We start from the raw sequence: 19006 nt of genomic DNA, 5'->3' as shown, positions 1-19006 counted from the left end.
GCCATGCACAGCCGCTATCTCGACCAGCCCGGGGCCGACGCGGCACTACGCCTGTTCTGCTTCCATCACGCCGGTGGCGGGTCGTCGATGTACCGCCCCTGGCATCGTGCACTGCATCCCTACGCCTCGGTGTGGCCCGTGCAGCTGCCCGGCCGGGAGGGCCGCGCCGGAGAAACTCGATTCGTCGACCTCGAGTCCCTCCTCACCGACCTGGAGTCCGAACTCGACGACGCCCTGACGGTTCCGCACCTCTTCTTCGGACACAGCCTGGGCGCGCTCGTGGCCTATCGGCTGGCCTGCCGGCGTCGATCCCGGCATCGTCTCCTGCCCAGGGCCCTGCTGCTGTCGGGATACGGGGCGCCGCACCTTCCCGCACCGTTCCCACCGGTCGACAGCCTGGACGACACCACCTTGATCCAGTTCCTTCGCGATGTGGGTGGTGTTCCGGCCGAGTTCCTGGACTGGCCCGATTGGGTGCGGCACTGGCTTCCGGTGGTGCGCGACGATCTGCGCGTCTGCTGCAACTACGTCGACCCCGGTGACCCGCCGCTCGAATGCCCGATGCATCTCTTCGGGGCGGACGCCGATCCGCTCGTCAACGAACACGACCTGCACGCCTGGAACCGTCACACCACACAGCCGTGCGAAGTGCAGATTCTCGCGGGCGACCACTTCTACCTCACGCAGTCCCCCGAACAGCTGTTCCGTCTGCTGCGGCCGTTGCTGCGGCGCTACGCCCCGGTGACCGGCCGTGACGAAGCGGTAGCGTCGTGCTGAGGCGCCTCGCCACCCTCATCGTGTCCTTCCCGCGCCGCGTCCTGGCAGTCGCGGTCGCCCTCCTCGTACTGTCCGCAATTTTCGGGGCGGGGGTGTCCGAGCACCTGAAAGTGGGCGGTTTCGACGACCCAGGCTCCGAGTCTGCGCAAGCGGAGCGATTCCTCGAGGCGGAGTTCGGCACCGCGAGTCCGAATCTGGTGCTCCAGGTCACGGCGCGCAGCGGCGACGTGAACACCCCGGACGTCGCCGCAGCCGCACAACAATTGCGACGGTCGATCACGTCGGAACCGGACATCACCGAAGTGGCCTCCTACTGGGTAGCGAATTCCCCCGAGCTCCGCAGCACCGACGGACGCTCGGCTCTGTTGCTGCTGCACGTCGGGGGTAACCCGGAGCAGGCGGCGCGGCGCACCCACACGCTCGTCGAGGCATTGCCGTCCGACGACCCCGCGATCGAGGTGGTCGCCGGCGGCAAGCTGGGCCTGACCGACGCCATCGAGCAGCAGGTCGCCGACGATCTCCTCCTGGCCGAATCGATCGCCGTCCCGGCAACACTCGTCCTGCTCGTGGTGGCGTTCGGCAGCGTGGTGGCCGCGCTCCTGCCGTTGACCCTGGGTATCATCTCGATCCTCGCGACGATGGTGGTGCTCTTCGGTCTCGCCCAGATCACCGATGTCTCGGTGTACGCGCTCACCGTGGCCACCGCGTTCGGGCTGGGCCTGGCGATCGACTTCGGATTGCTCCTGGTCTCCCGGTTCCGTGAAGAACGAGCCGCCGGCCGCGATCCCCAGGAAGCGGTCGTCGACACGGTGACGACCGCCGGGCGCACCATCGTGTTCAGCGCCGCGACAGTCATGGTCGCGATGACCGGAATGCTGGTGTTCCCCACCTACTTCCTGCGATCGGTCGGTCTGGCCGCGATGGCGGTGGTCGCCGTTGCGGCGCTGGGCGCCGTCGTGGTGTTACCCGCGCTGCTCGCTGTGCTCGGAACCCGGGTGGACCGGCTGACGGTGCTCCGACGGAAGAAGACACCGGCATCCGACTCGCTGTTCTGGCGGCGAACCGCGGCTGCGGTCACCCGTAGACCGGTGCGGACAGCGCTTCCCGTCGTCGCACTCCTGCTGGTGCTGGGAATCCCGTTCCTCCACGCGCAGTATGCGACACCGGACGAGCGCGCCCTGCCCAGCGGGTCGGCGGCCCGCCAGGTCACCGTCGACATCCGAGAGAACTATTCCGCCGGCGCCGACGCCGTGACGGTGCCGACCCCGCAGGACGGAAGGTCCCTCGGGCCACTCGCCCGGGAGATCTCCACCATGACCGACGTCGCCCGGGTCGACGGCGTGTTCGGCCGCTACGAGAAGGGGGATCTGGTCCTCGGCCCGGGACCTGAGAGCGCTCGGTTCGCAGCGGGAGAGGCCGGTTTCCTGCTCGTGCAGCCCTCGGTCGGCGCCCAGTCGGAGGCCGCGCAGGACCTGGTCCGCGCGATCAGAGACCTGCCCGCGGTAACCGGAGACGACCTTGCGGTAGGCGGACCCACCGCCACGCTCATCGACAGTCGCACCGCCATCATGGACCGGCTACCTCTGGCCATCGGTCTGATGGCGGTCGCGACTTTCGTGCTGCTGTTCTTGTTCACCGGAAGCGTCATCCTGCCGCTGAAGGCGTTGGTGCTCAACGTGTTCACACTGTCGGCCGTCGTGGGTGCGATGGTGTGGGTGTTCCAGGACGGCCACCTCGCCTGGCTCACCGGCGCGACGCCCGCCCCATTGAACATCGGCATGGTGGTGCTGTTGTGCTGCATCGCCTTCGCGCTGTCCGTGGACTATGAGATTTTCCTACTCAGCCGCATCAAGGAAGCCCATGACGCCGGCGCGAGTACAACCGAGGCGACCATCGAGGGACTCGGCCGCGTCGGTCGCATCGTCAGCAGCGCGGCGGCACTGCTCACGGTGACGCTGCTGTCGTTCTCCACCGGCCTGTCGTTCATGCAGATGTTCGGGATCGGCACCGCGCTCGCCATCATCGTCGATGCCACACTGATCCGCGGTGTCCTGGTACCGGCGTTCATGCAGATCGCCGGCGACCTGAACTGGTGGGCGCCGCGCCCGCTGCGGTGGCTGCATACCCGCATCGGGCTGAGCGACACCCCGGGGTCCGGCCCGCCCGAGGTCACCGATCCTGCGGCGGCACCGGCGGCGGAAGCTGTCCTGGCGCCGCACTCGGCCCGAGCGAATGCTCCTCGGCCCCACCAATCTTCGTGAGCGGACCGTCGACGGGCTGACGCGCCTCCACCTCTGCGGCGCGCACCGCCCGGGCAATGGCCGGGTCGGACTTGGTTTCGAACCACTCGGCGACCTCGTCGGAGTCGTCCTCCGGCTTCGGTAGATCCTCGTCCGCCGTGGACGGCTCGTACCGGAACACGCCGTCCTGGCCCTGAGCTCCGAGGGTCTTCGCGAATCCCTTGAGCGCGTCACCGAAGTCGCTGGGCACCAACCACACCTTGTTCGCGTCGCCCTGCGCCATCTGCGGCAGCGTCTGCAGATACTGGTACGCGAGCAGCTCAGGGGTCGGTTTTCCCGCCTTGATCGCGGCGAACACCTTCTCGATGGCCTTCGCCTGACCCTGCGCCTGAAGGTATTTGGCCGCCCGTTCACCCTGCGCGCGCAAGATCCGGGACTGCCGCTCCCCCTCGGCGGTGAGGATCGACGCCTGCTTGGCGCCCTCCGCGGCGAGGATCCGGGACTGCTTGTCGCCCTCGGCGGTCTTGATGGCCGACTCGCGGTGTCCCTCGGCGGTCAGAATGGTGGCCCGCTTCTCGCGGTCCGCCTTCATCTGCTTTTCCATCGACTCCTGAATCGAGGGTGGCGGATCGATACTCTTGAGCTCGACTCGGGCGACCCGAAGCCCCCACCGGCCGGTGGCCTCGTCGAGCACACCCCGTAGCTGCCCGTTGATCGAGTCCCGCGACGTCAGCGTCTCTTCCAGAGTCATGCCACCGACGACGTTGCGGAGCGTGGTGGTGGTCAGCTGCTCGACACCGACGATGTAGTTGCTGATCTCGTACACCGCGGCCTGCGGATTGGTGACCTGGAAGTACACCACCGTGTCGATGGACAGAGTCAGGTTGTCCTGGGTGATCACCGGCTGCGGCGGGAACGACACCACGCGCTCGCGCAGATCCACCTTGGCCCGGATGCGGTCCGCGAACGGGATGAGGAACGTCAGCTGTCCCGACACCGTCCTCGAATACCGGCCGAGCCGCTCGATCACTGCGGCCTCGGCCTGCGGCACCAGAGCCACCGATTTGGCCACCACCAGCGCGACGAACAATACGAGCACGACCAACACGATGAGTGCTGCCATCTACGGTCCCCTCCACACGACGGCGGTAGCGCCGTCTATTTGCATCACCGTCACGGTCGTTCCCGGTGGATATACCTCGGTGCTGTCGAGCGGACGCGCAGTCCACACGTCACCGCCGAGCTTGATCTGTCCCGCGTGCTCGGCGACTTCCTCGAGAACCAGCGCCTGTTTTCCGGTGAGCGCCTCGATCCCCATCGGCGTCGACGGCGGGGTCGCGAACTTACGCAACAACACCGGCCGCACTCCGAGGATCAGCACGAGAGAGAGAACGCCGAACAACACCGCATCGACCCACACGGGGAAGTCGGTGACTGCGGTGACCCCGGCCGTGGCGAGGGCACCGCCGGCCAGCATGAGGAGGAAGAAGTCCCCCGTCAATGCTTCCGCTGCAGCGAGCAGGACACCCGCTACCAGCCAAATCAATGCAGCCACAACACCATCTAACCAGAACCTGGGTGTGGGGCGGTGACGAAGTCGACCAGCTGTTCGACCGCCCCGATCAGCGGGGCTTCGAGGTCACGGAAACTGTCGACCGCCGAATAGACCCGACGCCAGCCGTCGCGCGGCGTGCCCCAGCCCAGCTCCCGGCACACCCCGGTCTTCCAGTCCTCACCGCGCGGGATCTTCGGCCATGCCTCGATCCCGACCGCGCTGGGACGCACCGCTTCCCACACGTCGATGAAGGGATGCCCCGTCACCAGCACATTCGGGCCGAGTCCCTTCGTAAGCTGTGTCTCCTTCGACCCGGTCACCAGATGGTCGACCAGAACGCCGACGCGCCGGCCGGGCCCGGGCCGGAACTCTGCCAGCCGTTCCGCGAGATTGTCCAAACCCTCGAGATGCTCGACGACGACACCCTCGACGCGCAGGTCGTGGCCCCACACCCGCTCGACGAGTGCCGCGTCGTGGACACCCTCCACCCAGATCCGGCTGGCCAGCGCGGTGCGGGCACGCAGCCCTTCGACTTTGGTCGATCCCGACGCCGACCTCGTTCGCGCGGGCCCGGCCGGCTTCCCCGCGGGCCGCACCAACGTAACCGGCTTCCCGTCGATCAGGAACGCGGCTTCCCGCATCGCGAACAACCGGGTACGCCGCGCTCCGTCCTCGAGCCGGACGAAGTCACCGTCGTAGGTTCGCTCGAACCCCACCACCGCCCCGCAGAACCCGGTGCCCGCATCCTCGACCACCAGATCCCGTTCCGCGGCCACCGTGGGCGTCACCGGCTTCCTGGTCCGCGGGTGTCCGGAAAAGATGTCGCCGTATCTGTCGCCTCCGCTCACGGGCGCTGACGCTATGCCAGAGGTGCCGTTACACACACCCCGCCACGCCGACATATGCTCGTTTATCGTGACTTCACCCAGCGCCACTCTCACCGTGTGGGCCAGTTCCTGGCTCGCCGGGAACAGTGCACCCGACGACGTCATCGACGCACTGCATGCATGGGCGCCGATGCATCTGGTCTGCGCGGGTGACCATGTGACGGCCGGACGCACCGGGCTGCCCTGGCCCGACCCGCAGGACCGAGGTGCCGCGGCGTTGTTGCAGACGATCCGCCGCGCCGTCTCCGAGCCGGACACCGAGATCCGACTCGTTCTACCCGGCCCTGGCGACGTGCGCGGCATCCCCGCAGGAACCACCTTCGCGGCCGCAGCGGTCAGTGCCGGCGAAGGCATCCTCATCGGGCCCCAGGGCCGTCCCGGAACGGGTCTGGTACCCCACGTGGAAGGACCCGACGTGCTGCGCTGGACCGTCTCCTGCCTCGAACAGCTCCCCGTCGACGCTCATCACACCGGTCTCGGCGAGGCCGAATTCACCATGCGGGAAACGGTGCGCGACGCCGCCGCAGCGCTCGAAACCCTGCACATGCTCGATTCCGGCTTCGGCGCCGACCCGCGCGCCCTCATCGCGGATGCGCTGGCCGAGTCGGCGCTGCACCGGTACCCGGCCACCATCCCGGCGCGCGCCCTCCGAATCCTGGACTCCGCGGATCAGGTGGCCGCCATCCTCACCGTCGCCGAGCAGATGGCGCCCGCCCGGACCGTCACCGCATCGGCCGCAGCCTCCCTCGAGGACCTGCTTCGCCCACTGCGTTCCGCCGTGCGTTCAGCCCGCACCGCCGCAATCAATGCGTGTGCGCGGGACGCCCGGCCGGCCTGACCACGGCCTTGCAGCAGTCGACAGCACAGGACCTGCCGTCGGAAGTGGAACCGAGGAGCGGTTCGGTACCGAGTCGCCGGGCCGGTCTACCGTCGAGGTGCTCGCCCATCAGTTCCAGCACGAGTGCGGCGAAACGAGGATCCGTACCCGGAGTGGCCGCGCGCACGAAGTCGATACCCACGTCGGCCGCCTTTTCGCGGGCCTCGGTGTCGAGGTCCCACACGACCTCGAGATGGTCCGACACGAAACCCACGGGGCAATTGATGACCGAACGCACTCCCTGGGCCGCCAGAGCCTCGAGGTGATCACAGATATCCGGCTCGAGCCACGGCACCTGGGGCGGGCCCGACCGGGACTGCCACACCAGGTCGAAGTCGCCGAAGCCGGCAGCGTTCGCGATCAGCCGTGCCGCCTCGGCCACCTGCCTGCTGTACAGATTGCCGCCCTCGTCGGGAGGGCCGGCGTTGGCATCCGCGGCGACAGGTACCGAATGCGCCGTGAAAACCAGACGGGCGCCGGCGCGGGTCTCGGCCGGAAGCTGCGTGGTCGCCTCCCGCACCGCATCGGCGAACGCGTCGATCAGGAGGGGATGGTCGTAGTACTGGCGCAGCTTCACCAAGTGAGGTGCCGCATCCCCGAAGGCGGCACGCGCCCGTGCGATGTCCTCGTGATACTGACGGCAACCCGAATACCCGCCCCACGCCGACGTGGGAAACACCAAGGCCGACCGGACACCGTCCGCGGCCATCTGCGCCACCGTGTCCTCGACCATCGGATGCCAGTTGCGGTTCCCGAAATAGACGGGCAGATCGACACCGGCTTCGGACAGCGCCGCCTCGACCCGGGCGATGATGTCGCGGTTGAGCGCGTTGATCGGCGACACACCGCCGAAGTGAAGATAGTGCTCGGCCACCGCGTCGAGCCGCTCCGGCGGCACTCCCCTTCCCCGGGTCACATTCTCGAGGAAGGGGCGCACGTCCTCAGGCTTTTCGGGACCGCCGAACGACAACACGAGAAGGGCATCGAACTCTGTTTCCCGTTTCTGGACCATGGTGCCAATCCTGCGCGCTGCCGTCGGTGATCCTTACTGCGGGTCCTGCTATCCGGCCATCGCGTGGGCGCCACCGTCGACGTAGATGATCGACGCCGTGGTGCCGGGCAGCCAGTCGGACAGGACGGTGCACACGGTCTTCGCGACCGGTTCCGGATCGTCGACGTTCCAGCCGATCGGCGCCCGGTCGGACCAGGCGGTGTTCAGCTTGTTCATCTCTTCGGCCGGTCCGGTGGCGCTGCCGGCGATCGCCTTGGCGGCGAGCGTCTTGATGGGTCCTGCGGCGACCAGGTTGGAGCGAATCCCGCGCTCGCCCACCTCCTTGGCCACATAGCGGTTGACCGACTCGAGCGTCGCCTTCGCCACACCCATCCAGTTGTAGAACGGCACGGCCCGCGCCGGGTCGAAATCCATACCGACGATCGACGCGCCGTCGTTCAGCACCGGAAGCAGCGCCTTGGCCACCGACGCGTACGAGTAGGCGGACACCTCGAAAGCGACCCCGACGTCCGACCACGGTGCATCGAAGAACGGGCTGCCCAGGCAGGACCGCGGCGCAAAGGCGATGGAGTGCACCACACCGTCGATACCCTCCGGGGCGAGTTCGCGAACCCGATCGGCGAGCGACTCGAGGTGAGCGGTGTCCTGCACGTTCAGTTCGACGGCCGGCGGCACCGGCTGCGGCAGGCGCTGCGCGATCCGGTCGATCAACCGGAGACGGTCGAACCCGGTGATGATCACCTTCGCGCCCTGCTCCTGCGCCACCTTCGCCACGTGAAAGGCGATGGACGCGTCGGTGATGATGCCGGTGACGAGAATGGTCTTACCTTCGAGCAATCCGCCCATGAGGTGTCCTCCTGTAGGAAAAGTCCGGGAAGTGAAGTGGGTGGGTCAGTGACCCATGCCCAGGCCGCCGTCGACGGGGATGACCGCGCCGGACACGTAGGCCGAATCGTCGGACGCCAGGAAGCTGACCACCGCGGCCACGTCCTCCGGCTGGCCGACGCGCTGCAACGGGATGGCCTGCACGGCCATGTCCCGGTACTTGTCCTCCATCGCTGCCGTCATGTCGGTGTCGATGAACCCAGGGGCGACCACGTTCGCGGTGATCGACCGAGAACCCAACTCGCGGGTGAGGGACCGCGCGATGCCGACCACACCGGCCTTGGAGGCCGCATAGTTCACCTGGCCGGGTCCGCCCGCGAGACCGACGACGGAACCCAGGAACACGAAACGGCCCCAACGGGCCCGCAGCATCGACCGGGTAGCCCGCTTGGCGACCCGGAACGCACCGGTGAGGTTGGCGTCCACGACGCTCGTGAACTGCTCCTCCGACATCCGCATGATGAGGGTGTCGTCGGTGATCCCCGCGTTCGCGACCAGTACCTCTACCGGACCCTGATGCTCTTCCACTTCCTTGAAGGCGCGATCGATCGACTCGGCGTCGGTGACGTCGCACTGAACGGCGAAGAGCCCGTCGGGCGCACCCGAACCGCGGTGCGTGACGGCGACCTTGTGGCCGTCCGCCGCGAGACGCTGCGCGACGGCGAGACCGATCCCGCGGTTACCGCCGGTGACCAGCACCGAGCGAGGAGAGGACACCGTCCTTACCGACGAGTCAGTAGATTCTGGGTTAGACATGGGGAACAACCTATCTGTTCGAAATCGCTGGAAGAAAACGCCGGTCCGAACGGAACGTCAAGGCAGGCGTTGACGCAGAACAAGTGCAAGGATCAGCCCGGCGGTCGCCGACAGGACCCCGAGCACCAGCCAGGGCCGGCTGGCATCGCCACGGGTGGTCTCGAATCCGATCTGTTCCTCGAGGGTGTCGTAGACGTCACGCAACTCCTCGAGGCTGGACGCGGTGAAGAAGCTTCCGCCGGACAGGGAAGCAATTTCCCGCAGAGATGGGTCGTCGACCGGCACCGGAATCCGCTCGTCCTCGATCTCGACCTTGCCGTAGCTGGTCCCGAAGGAGATTGTCGAAATCGGCACGTCCTTCTCCTTGGCCTGACGCGCCGCAGTGAAACCGCCACGGGGATCGTCCGGATTCTCGGGCACCGTCTGCTTACCGTCCGACAGCAACACAATGCGGGCCGGCGGGGCCTGATCGCTGCCGCCGAGCACCGCTGCCAACGTCTCGATCGATTGCAGCGACGTGAAGATCGCCTCCCCCGTCGCGGTGCGCTCACTCAACTGCAGATTGTCGATGGCAACCTTCGTCGCTTCCCGATTGGTCGTCGGCGAGACGAGCACCGACGCCGTACCCGCGAAGGCGACGAGACCCAGGTTGATGCCCGGGGTCAGGCCGTCGGCGAACGACTTCGCCGCATCCTGGGCGGCGGCCAACCGGGTCGGTTCCACATCGGTTGCCTTCATCGAGAGCGAGACGTCGATGACGAGAATCACGGTGGCCCGGTTACGCGGAACCCGCTTGTCCTCGGTGGGTCCGGCGAGCGCGACGCTGAAGAACACCAGCGCCAGCACCATCAGCAACGCCGGAACGTGGCGAATGCGGCCCGGTCTGGACGGCGCCACCTTCTCGAGCAACGCGAAGTTCGTGAACCGCAGGGTGTGCTTGTGCCGTTGCCGCTGCACCCACACGTACCCGGCCACCAACGCAGCCACGACGAGGAGGAAGAGCAGCCACCACGGCGAGGTGAATTGAGAAAGGCTCACCGGCGAGCCCTCTGCGTCGTCGCAGTTCCGAAACTGTGCTTACGCGCCGAAACGAACCGGACGACGTCCGCGATCCAGTCCCGGTCCGTCCGCAGACTGAGCACCGGTGCGCCGCAACGTCGCAACGATTGCTGCACCTGCAGGCGATGTTCTTCCGCGGCCCGCGCGAAATCCGCGCGGAGCTGCGGTGTGATCGAGAATTCGCGGGTCCGTCCGGACTCCGGATCGTGCAGCACTACATCCCCTATGTCGGGTAGTTCCAGATCTCGCGGATCGAGCACCTCCACGCCGAGGACGTCATGGCGACCCGAGATTGCCCGCAGTGACCGTTCCCAGTCGATCGGCCCCAGAAAGTCGCTGATGACGACTGCGAGGCCCCGGCGCCGCTGAGGCCGGCGCAGCGACTCCACCGCGCTCTGCAAGTCACCCCGGACACCGTCCGGGGCGTGCGGGGTGGTCGCGATCTGCCGCAGCATGGCCTGGGCGTGAATGCGGCCACCGCGCGCAGGGATACGGGTGGTCTGTGCGCCGGTGGCCACGATGGCACCGACCCGGTTGCCCCCACCACTGGTCAAGTGGGTGACAGCAGCCGCAGCCGCCACGACGAGGTCCCGTTTCTCGCAACCGGCCGTGCCGAAGTCGAGGCTCGAGGACAGATCGATCACCATCCACGTCTCGAGTTCCCGGTCGGCCACCGACTGGCGAACATGCGGATGCGTGGTCCGCGCGGTGACCGACCAGTCCATCTGGCGGACGTCGTCGCCGGGCTGGTATTCGCGGGCATCACCCGGTTCGGAGCCCGGCCCGGGAATCAGACCGAGATGATCCCCGTGCAGCACCCCGTCGAGGCGTCGACGAACGGTGAGCTCCAAGGTTCGCAGCGCAGCGGACAGTTTCGGGTCGCGCAGCTCGCCGGAACGAAAGGACGGCGGTGGGCCGGCGCTCTGCGCACCGGCAGTACGCGCACTCACCGTGGCTGGCTCATTGCCGTCGGTCCGGGCACAGACGCAACCGGACCTGGTCCTGGATGCCCGGCCGGAGCGACCTGCGCAGTGGGCTGAGCGGCGATCTGCGGGAGCCCCACGGTCTGCAGAACCCGTGAGATGACGTCGTCCGGGGACACCTCGTCGGCCAGGGCGTCGTAGGACAGAACGAGGCGGTGACGCAGCACGTCCGGAATGACCTCCAGAACGTCCTGCGGCACGACGTAGTCACGCCCCCGCAGAAGTGCCAGTGCCCGCGCCGACGAGATGATGCCGAGAGTGGCACGCGGCGAAGCTCCGTACGCGATCCAGCCGTCGACATCGGCGAGGCCGAACTGTGCCGGGGTACGGGTGGCCGCGATCACCCGCACGACATAGTCGACGAGCGCATGATGCACGAACACACCACTGGCAACCTTCTGCAGACGGACCAATTCCTCGGGATCGAGGACCTGTTGCGGCTCCGGCGCCGCGACACCCATGCGGTAGACGATTTCGCGCTCCTCCTCCACCGAGGGGTAGTCGACGAGAATCTTGAACAGGAACCGGTCGCGCTGCGCCTCCGGCAGCGGATAGACGCCCTCGTTCTCGATCGGGTTCTGGGTGGCCATCACCAGGAAGGGGTCCGGCATGTGGTACCGCTTGCCACCGATCGAAACGTGCCGCTCCGCCATGACCTCGAGAAGGGCCGACTGCACCTTCGCGGGCGCCCGGTTGATCTCGTCGGCGAGTACGAAATTGGCGACGACCGGACCGAGTTCGGTGTCGAATTCCTCCCGGCCCTGCCGGTAGATGCGCGTACCGATGAGGTCGGTGGGCACGAGGTCGGGCGTGAACTGGACGCGCGAGAAGGAACCGCCGACCACCTTCGCGAACGTCTCGACGGCGAGCGTCTTCGCGACGCCCGGCACACCTTCGAGGAGCACATGCCCCTTGGCGAGCAGACCGACGAGGATCCGTTCCACCAAGCGGTCCTGACCCACGATCACCCGCTTGACCTCGTAGATCGCGCGTTCCAACGTCTGAACGTCCGCGGCGAGGCTGGGCGCGACGGCGTTTGTCGCAGTCTTCGGGGCGGCGTTCTGCACGGATGCACTCGCCGCGCCGGGAGCGGTCTGAGGGCCCGACCCGTTGGCCGTGCCACCATTCTTCACTCCGTCCGGCGACGCCTTCGCGAGCGTCTCCTTCCGGGCTGCGCCCTCCGATACCGCATCATCACGTGAGGTCACCAAGAATCCACCGCTTTCACCTAGATCGTTCCGCCCGTTCACGTACTTGCTCAACTATTCCAGGTGCAAGCAACCCCCGCCGCAACCAAGCACGATCCGCACTGCGAACTACTTCGTCGACACCATGGCTTACGAGACCATACGCACAGCGTAGGGGGTCATGCCATCCCACCGCACGGGCGAAATCCGGACGGTGGATCCGGACTGCGGAGCCTCGAGCATTTCGTTGTCACCGAGGTACAGGGCGACGTGCTGACTGGCGTTGGGGCCGTAGAAGATCATGTCGCCGCGCTGCATCTCCTCCGAGGGCACCTGTTCACCGGCCGTGTACTGGTACCCCGTGTAGTGCGGCAATGAAATCCCGATGCCCGCGAAGGCGTAGATCATCAGACCCGAGCAGTCGAAACCCACCTTGTTGAAATCGCCGTAACTGTCGGCGACACCCCCGTCGCGAATGCCTTTGGTCGGCCCGTTCTCGTCGCCGCCGCCCCACGCGTACTCGACACCGATCTGGGAAAGCCCCCGGTCGATCACCGTCTCGATCGCGGCGCTGCCGGTAAGGCCGGAGCCACTGTTCGACGACTCGCTGTCGGACTCGTCAGTCGTGGTCTCTTCGTCGTACTCGCCGGTCGACGTCTCGTCATCGGCGGAGTAGTCCTCGCCCTCCTCGGTCGAGTCCTCCTCGATGGCGGTGTGCGCCCGCTGACCGGCAGAGAGGGCCGCTGCGCGTTCGCGCGCCGCTTCGTTGGCCGCCACCCGCGCTGCGGCCTGCGCGGCCGCCTCACGGGCCGCCGCGGCGACAGCTGCCCTCTGAGCTTCCTCGGCCCGCCGCTGCTCGTCCCACGCCGCGTAGGCCTCACGCTGGCCTTGCAGTCCTGCGACGCTGCCGCGAGCTGCTTCCAACTGGGCCTGCGCGGATGCTCGTTCGCTTTCGATCTGCGCCTTCTTGGCTGCCTGATCTTGCAAGGCCGCCCGGGCGATGGCGATGGCCTGCTCGGCAAGTGACTTCTTCGCCTCGGCCTGCTCGGCTGCGACATCCGCCTGCTGCTTCGCCTCGCGGGCCGAGGAGTCCCTGTTCGCCTGCTCCGTCCGCGCCCGCTGCAGTCCTTCGAGTACCGCGTTCTGGCTCGCCGCCAGAAGCTTCAACACCTGTGCACGGTCCAGGACGTCGCCGGGTCCCTTCGCTCCGAGATAGGTCGAGATCGACGAGACGTTGGTGCCCTGGGTGTAGCTCGACCGGGCGTACTTGTCGAAGTCCTTCTGGGCGAGCTCGATCTGCGCGCCCGCGTCGCGCAGTGCCTGCTGTGACGCCCCGACGACCCGCGCCGCAAGGTCGGCGGCACCACGCGCGTTCTGTAGATCCACCAGAGCGCGATTGACGTCTTCCCGTTTGATCGCCACCTCGTTGTCGAGCTGGGCGAGTTGCTGGTCGGCAGAAGCCACCCGGTTGATGAGATCGCTCACCTGCCCGACGCCCGCGGCTACTCGGGCGCCGGCCTGAGCGAGGTCGGAATCGGACGGATTGGGCGGCGGAGGGGGAACCGCGGCCGCCAAGCCCGGAGTGCTTCCCACCAGCGCCGCGACGATGCCCAGCCCGATGATGAGGCGTACAGCTCGATGTCGCCTGCGGGAGAAGCCACGGTGCCCCAGTCCACCTCGTGCTTGTCGCTTCACAACTCTCTCCCTCGGTTCTGCACCGAACACGCAACCGCGCTCCACGCGAAGTGGCGCGCCGCGCCGTGCTCGTTGGGGGGAAGGAGATCCGGCAAGCCACATCGTTTCCGTGACTCGGACGACACCGATCGACACGAAAATTGCCGTCACCAATGACGTCAATGCACCGCCTGCGACACTTCTTCCCCAAGAGCGCCAAATGCACCGTACGACACTTGCGGACTCTATGGAAACTTTAGTCACAAATAACACATGGGTAATTTGACCAGCGGAAATGTGGAAAGAACACGATCAGGGGCTGCTGTCGGCCATCGGTGCAGGCAGAGACGATCGAGGCCGAAGCGGATCGAATGCGCCGCCGCGAAGAGGTGAATCTATGCGTCGGTCACGGTTTCGGATGCTCGACAGGTGCGGACGTCGACGCGGCGGCGCCACTTCCGTCCCGCGGCGCCGAGTCCGGGGAGACGCGTCGGCGTGACTTCGCATAGAACGTCGCTGCCGCGGCGACAGCGACAACGGCCACGATCAGTGCCGTCATCAGCGCCCACGGGGGTCCCGGCGCGACGATCTCGTCCACGAACTGATCGGCCGCCACCACCGGGTCGCTGGTATAGGTGCGGTCCTGGCCCGATTCGAGCAAGACCCGGCTGATCGAGTCGCTGTACGTTCCGACCCAGCTAGGACTCAGAACGAGAACGGTGCCGCCTTCTTCCTGACCGACCTCGGTCGCGAGGTCGCGTAGTTGCGAGACGCGTTCCGGATCCGCGTCCAGAACCACGATGCTCAGCTCGATGCCGTGATCGGCGGCACGATCGACAACAGTGACGAGGTCGCTCACTTCGTCGGCCGGCGCCGAGACACCGTCGTCGGACACATCGGTGACCACGTCCGCCACATCGAGGTCTTCCGGAAGATCCGCCGACAACGGCAGAGCCGTCGGGGCGGGAAGTGCGGCACTGGAGGGAAGCACGGTGGCGATTGGGGCAGACATCTCTCATCCGGGTTTGCTGTAGGAACGTGGAGCCTCGCGTGAACACTACGTGAGGACAGGGCGATGTTTCGTTCCATCCGGCTGCACGGCTCGGCGGTGTCTGCTGAGATCGGGAGGTGACGGGAGCTTTCCCGCCCCGAATTCTCACAGGACAAGCGTACTGTTAGACTATCGGAGGTACCGCGGTATCAGCCGAGTCCGTTCATCGCTAGCACCACAGCGCGCCCGGATCAGCCTGCCCGCAGTGCCTCCAGCCGTCGACACAGCCCCGTCGGCGGCGACCCTCATAGACGAGTGGAGCTGACGTGAGCACGAGTATTGATTCGTTCGGCGCCAAAGGCACCCTCGAGGTCGGTGAGAACTCCTACGAGATCTTCCGCCTCTCGGCCGTGCCCGGTACCGAAAAACTTCCCTATGCACTGAAGGTTCTCGCCGAGAACCTGCTTCGTACCGAGGACGGCGCGAACATCACCGCCGACCACATCCGCGCCATCGCGAGCTGGGACCCGTCGGCTGAGCCGAACGTCGAGATCCAGTTCACGCCTGCCCGCGTGATCATGCAGGACTTCACCGGCGTTCCCTGCATCGTGGACCTCGCCACCATGCGCGAAGCGGTCACCGCACTCGGCGGCGACCCCGACAAGGTGAACCCCCTTGCGCCCGCCGAGATGGTCATCGACCACTCGGTCATCATCGACGTCGCAGGCCGCGCCGACGCCTTCGAGCGCAACGTCGACATCGAATACCAGCGCAACGGTGAGCGCTACCAGTTCCTGCGCTGGGGTCAGGGCGCATTCGACGACTTCAAGGTCGTCCCCCCGGGAACGGGCATCGTCCACCAGGTCAACATCGAGCACCTGGCACGCACCGTCATGGTTCGGAACGGCCAGGCGTACCCCGACACCTGCGTCGGCACCGACTCGCACACCACCATGGTCAACGGCCTGGGCGTGCTGGGCTGGGGCGTCGGCGGCATCGAGGCCGAGGCGGCCATGCTGGGCCAGCCCGTGTCCATGCTGATCCCGCGCGTCGTCGGCTTCAAGCTGACCGGTGAGATCAAGCCGGGCGTCACCGCCACCGACGTGGTTCTCACTGTCACCGACATGCTGCGCAAGCACGGCGTCGTCGGCAAGTTCGTCGAGTTCTACGGCAAGGGTGTGGCCGAGGTTCCCCTCGCCAACCGCGCAACTCTGGGCAACATGAGCCCGGAGTTCGGTTCCACCGCCGCGATCTTCCCGATCGACGCCGAGACCGTCAGCTACCTCCGTCTCACCGGCCGCACCGACGAGCAGCTCGCGCTCGTCGAGGCCTACGCCAAGGAACAGGGCCTGTGGCACGACGCCGACCGTGAGCCCGAGTACTCCGAGTACCTCGAACTCGACCTCGGTGACGTGGTCCCGTCCATCGCCGGCCCGAAGCGCCCGCAGGACCGGATCCTGTTGTCGGAGTCGAAGACTGCGTTCCGCAAGGACATCCACAACTACGTGGAGGAGAACTACCCCACGGGCCACTCACAGCTCGACGAGGCCGTCGAGGAGTCGTTCCCCGCAAGCGACCCCGCCGCCCTGTCGTTTGCCGACGACGGTGCCGTCGACGTGCAATCCGCAGCCAACGGGTCCCAGGGACGTCCGAGCAAGCCGATCAAGGTCGTCTCCGAGGAGAAGGGCGAATTCGTCCTCGACCACGGCGCCGTCGTGATCGCCTCGATCACCTCGTGCACCAACACCTCCAACCCGTCGGTCATGCTCGGTGCGGCACTGCTCGCCCGCAACGCCGTCGAGAAGGGGCTGTCCGCCAAGCCTTGGGTCAAGACGTCCATGGCCCCCGGTTCGCAGGTCGTCACCGACTACTACAACAAGTCGGGCCTGTGGCCGTACCTCGAGAAGCTCGGCTTCTTCCTGGTCGGCTACGGCTGCGCCACCTGCATCGGAAACTCCGGACCGCTCGACGAGCAGATCTCGCAGGCCATCCAGGACAATGACCTCACCGCCACCGCGGTGCTGTCCGGCAACCGCAACTTCGAGGGACGCATCTCCCCCGACGTGAAGATGAACTACCTCGCATCTCCCCCGCTGGTCATCGCCTACGCGCTGGCAGGCACCATGGACTTCGACTTCGAGCACGACGCCCTCGGTCAGGACACCGACGGCAACGACGTGTTCCTGAAGGACATCTGGCCCTCCCCCCAGGAGATCCAGGAGACGATCAACTCCTCGATCAGCCAGGAGATGTACGTCAAGGGTTACGCCGACGTCTTCAAGGGCGACGAGCGCTGGCGTGGTCTGCCCACCCCCGAGGGCAAGACCTTCGAGTGGGCCGAGGATTCCACCTACGTGCGGAAGCCACCGTACTTCGACGGAATGCCGAAGGAGCCCACCCCGGTCAGCGACATCACGGGCGCCCGCGTCCTCGCGCTCCTGGGCGACTCGGTCACCACGGACCACATCTCCCCTGCCGGCAACATCAAGGCGGGAACGCCCGCGTCGCAGTACCTCGACGCGAACGGCATCGACCGTAAGGACTACAACTCCTACGGCTCGCGTCGCGGCAACCACGAGGTCATGATCCGCGGAACGTTCGCGAACATCCGTCTGCGCAACCAGCTCCTCGACGACGTCTCCGGTGGCTACACCCGCGACTTCACCCAGGACGGTGGACCGCAGGCCTTCATCTACGACGCGTCGCAGAACTACCAGGCCGCGGGTATTCCACTCGTCGTCCTGGGCGGCAAGGAGTACGGCTCCGGATCGTCACGTGACTGGGCGGCCAAGGGCACCAGCCTCCTCGGCGTCAAGGCCGTCATCACCGAGTCGTTCGAGCGCATCCACCGCTCCAACCTCATCGGCATGGGCGTCATTCCGCTGCAGTTCCCGGCCGGCGAGTCCGCCGCGTCGCTGAAGCTGAACGGCACCGAGGTCTTCGACATCGAAGGCGTCGAGAAGCTCAACGAGGGTGTCACGCCGAAGACCGTCAAGGTCACGGCAACCCGTGAAAACGGCGAAAAGGTCGTCTTCGACGCTGTCGTTCGTATCGACACCCCGGGTGAGGCCGACTACTACCGCAACGGCGGCATCCTGCAGTACGTGCTCCGCAACATGATCAAGAGCTGAGGCGCACTAGGCGCTCCGCGCCTGTGAGCACTTTCGACCTAGACAGGCACAAAGCGCTCACGACCACCGATAGTCGACCGTCTTGCCGACGGAGTGGTCGTGAGCGCTTTGCGCACGACGTGAGTTACCTCGCCCACGGCCGAAAGTGCTCACAGGCACCCAAACGAAGGAAGGGTGCCTGTGCCCAAGGTCAGTGAAGACCATCTCGCGGCACGGCGCAGTCAGATTCTGGACGGCGCCCGCCGATGCTTTGCGGAATACGGATACGACGGTGCCACGGTCCGCAGGCTCGAAGAAGTGACCGGCCTGTCGCGCGGAGCGATCTTCCACCACTTCAAGGACAAGGACGGATTGTTCCTCGCGCTCGCACACGAGGACGCAACGAGGATGGCCGACGTCGTCGCGCAAGAGGGCCTCGTTCAGGTCATGCGCGACATGCTCGCTCAACCCGACCAGTTCGACTGGCTCGGCACCCGGCTCGAGATCGCCCGCCGCCTGCGCAACGACGCCGATTTCCGCCGAAGCTGGTCACAGCGCTCAGCTGAACTGACCGAGGCCACCATGGCGCGCCTCGCACGGCAGAAGTCCGCCGGACGTCTGCGCGACGACGTGCCCACCGACGTCCTGATCGGATATCTGGATCTCGTTCTCGACGGACTGGTCGCACGAATCGCGTCGGGACAGGCAGGCGACAATCTCTCCGCCGTCCTCGACCTCGTCGAGGAATCGGTCCGGCGCCGGGACTGAACCCCGGAGGAATTCTCAGGTCGGGCGGCGGTGCGCCCCACCCCTTCCCCGCAGCTCTACATGCGACTCGGCGAGCATGTTCCGTACAAACCCGTACGAACGTCCCATCTCCCGGGCGAGCGAGCGAATACTCGCACCGGCCTGGTACCGATCCTTCAACTCCGCTTGCAGATCGGCGCGGGGCGACCCCGTGATGCGAGCACTCTTGGCGAAAACACCGATGTCAGCCATGCATTCCTCCAGTC

Annotated in this window: 17 protein-coding genes; 5 read left to right on the top strand and 12 right to left on the bottom strand. The window is 66.7% G+C overall.

Annotated features, from left to right (window positions below):
- The first annotated feature begins 3 nt into the window (after nucleotides 1-3).
- Together JQT59_RS22135 and JQT59_RS22130 are read left to right on the top strand one after the other, a co-directional pair.
- Nucleotides 4-777, top strand: a complete 774-nt coding sequence (locus tag JQT59_RS22135) for a thioesterase II family protein (protein WP_213572006.1) — start codon at nucleotides 4-6, stop codon at nucleotides 775-777.
- Complete coding sequence (locus JQT59_RS22130; RefSeq protein WP_213572005.1) at nucleotides 771-3038, top strand: MMPL family transporter; 2268 nt, start codon at nucleotides 771-773, stop codon at nucleotides 3036-3038. The genes JQT59_RS22135 and JQT59_RS22130 overlap by 7 nt, the downstream gene beginning before the upstream one ends.
- On the opposite strand, the gene JQT59_RS22125 is transcribed toward JQT59_RS22130, so the two are convergent.
- Genes JQT59_RS22125 through JQT59_RS22115 form a run of 3 tightly spaced genes read right to left on the bottom strand, consistent with a single transcriptional unit; the run spans nucleotide 2947 to nucleotide 5420 of the window.
- Nucleotides 2947-4140, bottom strand: a complete 1194-nt coding sequence (locus tag JQT59_RS22125) for an SPFH domain-containing protein (protein WP_213572004.1) — start codon at nucleotides 4138-4140, stop codon at nucleotides 2947-2949. The two genes, JQT59_RS22130 and JQT59_RS22125, sit on opposite strands and share 92 nt — an antisense overlap.
- Nucleotides 4141-4572: an NfeD family protein gene (locus JQT59_RS22120; RefSeq protein ID WP_159922598.1), complete on the bottom strand. Its 432-nt coding sequence runs from the start codon at nucleotides 4570-4572 to the stop codon at nucleotides 4141-4143.
- 8 nt (nucleotides 4573-4580) lie between these two features.
- Nucleotides 4581-5420: a DUF3097 domain-containing protein gene (locus tag JQT59_RS22115; RefSeq protein WP_213572003.1), complete on the bottom strand. Its 840-nt coding sequence runs from the start codon at nucleotides 5418-5420 to the stop codon at nucleotides 4581-4583.
- 67 nt (nucleotides 5421-5487) lie between these two features.
- Between JQT59_RS22115 and JQT59_RS22110 the strand changes: the two genes are divergently transcribed.
- The gene (locus tag JQT59_RS22110) at nucleotides 5488-6297 is read left to right on the top strand and encodes an Rv1486c family protein (protein ID WP_213572002.1); all 810 of its coding nucleotides are present in this window, start codon (nucleotides 5488-5490) and stop codon (nucleotides 6295-6297) included.
- On the opposite strand, the gene JQT59_RS22105 is transcribed toward JQT59_RS22110, so the two are convergent.
- From JQT59_RS22105 to JQT59_RS22070, 8 genes are all read right to left on the bottom strand, one after another.
- Nucleotides 6263-7348 carry a ferrochelatase gene (locus JQT59_RS22105; RefSeq protein ID WP_213572001.1) on the bottom strand — a complete coding sequence of 362 codons (1086 nt, stop codon included), beginning with the start codon at nucleotides 7346-7348 and terminating at the stop codon, nucleotides 6263-6265. The genes JQT59_RS22110 and JQT59_RS22105 overlap by 35 nt on opposite strands.
- Before the next feature lie 48 nt (nucleotides 7349-7396).
- On the bottom strand, nucleotides 7397-8194 hold the full coding sequence (gene inhA, locus JQT59_RS22100; RefSeq protein ID WP_213572000.1) for an NADH-dependent enoyl-ACP reductase InhA: 798 nt from the start codon (nucleotides 8192-8194) through the stop codon (nucleotides 7397-7399).
- Between the two features lie 45 nt (nucleotides 8195-8239).
- Nucleotides 8240-8989: a 3-oxoacyl-ACP reductase FabG1 gene (fabG1, locus tag JQT59_RS22095; protein ID WP_109330183.1), complete on the bottom strand. Its 750-nt coding sequence runs from the start codon at nucleotides 8987-8989 to the stop codon at nucleotides 8240-8242.
- A gap of 57 nt (nucleotides 8990-9046) precedes the next feature.
- The gene (locus tag JQT59_RS22090) at nucleotides 9047-10027 is read right to left on the bottom strand and encodes a VWA domain-containing protein (protein ID WP_159922606.1); all 981 of its coding nucleotides are present in this window, start codon (nucleotides 10025-10027) and stop codon (nucleotides 9047-9049) included.
- On the bottom strand, nucleotides 10024-10998 hold the full coding sequence (locus JQT59_RS22085) for a DUF58 domain-containing protein (RefSeq protein ID WP_109330187.1): 975 nt from the start codon (nucleotides 10996-10998) through the stop codon (nucleotides 10024-10026). Before JQT59_RS22085 ends, JQT59_RS22090 begins: the two co-directional genes overlap by 4 nt.
- Nucleotides 10995-12239, bottom strand: coding sequence for an AAA family ATPase (locus JQT59_RS22080; RefSeq protein WP_397517635.1), 1245 nt, complete (start codon nucleotides 12237-12239; stop codon nucleotides 10995-10997). The genes JQT59_RS22085 and JQT59_RS22080 overlap by 4 nt, the downstream gene beginning before the upstream one ends.
- Before the next feature lie 129 nt (nucleotides 12240-12368).
- On the bottom strand, nucleotides 12369-13889 hold the full coding sequence (locus tag JQT59_RS22075) for an NlpC/P60 family protein (RefSeq protein ID WP_249354652.1): 1521 nt from the start codon (nucleotides 13887-13889) through the stop codon (nucleotides 12369-12371).
- A 409-nt stretch (nucleotides 13890-14298) separates the two neighbouring features.
- On the bottom strand, nucleotides 14299-14904 hold the full coding sequence (locus JQT59_RS22070) for an Rv1476 family membrane protein (RefSeq protein WP_213571999.1): 606 nt from the start codon (nucleotides 14902-14904) through the stop codon (nucleotides 14299-14301).
- A gap of 305 nt (nucleotides 14905-15209) precedes the next feature.
- On the opposite strand from JQT59_RS22070, the gene acnA reads away from it, so the two are divergent.
- Complete coding sequence (acnA, locus tag JQT59_RS22065; protein ID WP_213571998.1) at nucleotides 15210-18014, top strand: aconitate hydratase AcnA; 2805 nt, start codon at nucleotides 15210-15212, stop codon at nucleotides 18012-18014.
- 180 nt (nucleotides 18015-18194) lie between these two features.
- The gene (locus JQT59_RS22060) at nucleotides 18195-18761 is read left to right on the top strand and encodes a TetR/AcrR family transcriptional regulator (RefSeq protein WP_109330192.1); all 567 of its coding nucleotides are present in this window, start codon (nucleotides 18195-18197) and stop codon (nucleotides 18759-18761) included.
- A 15-nt stretch (nucleotides 18762-18776) separates the two neighbouring features.
- Here the strand turns inward: JQT59_RS22060 and JQT59_RS22055 are convergent, their stop codons facing one another.
- Nucleotides 18777-18992, bottom strand: a complete 216-nt coding sequence (locus JQT59_RS22055; protein ID WP_109335127.1) for a helix-turn-helix domain-containing protein — start codon at nucleotides 18990-18992, stop codon at nucleotides 18777-18779.
- Nucleotides 18993-19006 lie beyond the last annotated feature (14 nt).

The organism is Rhodococcus sp. USK13 (assembly GCF_018343855.1).
In the GTDB taxonomy this organism is placed as follows: Bacteria; Actinomycetota; Actinomycetes; order Mycobacteriales; family Mycobacteriaceae; genus Rhodococcus_F; species Rhodococcus_F oxybenzonivorans.
Note: the sequence above shows the minus strand (reverse complement) of the source record. Positions and strands in the feature narration are given on the sequence as shown.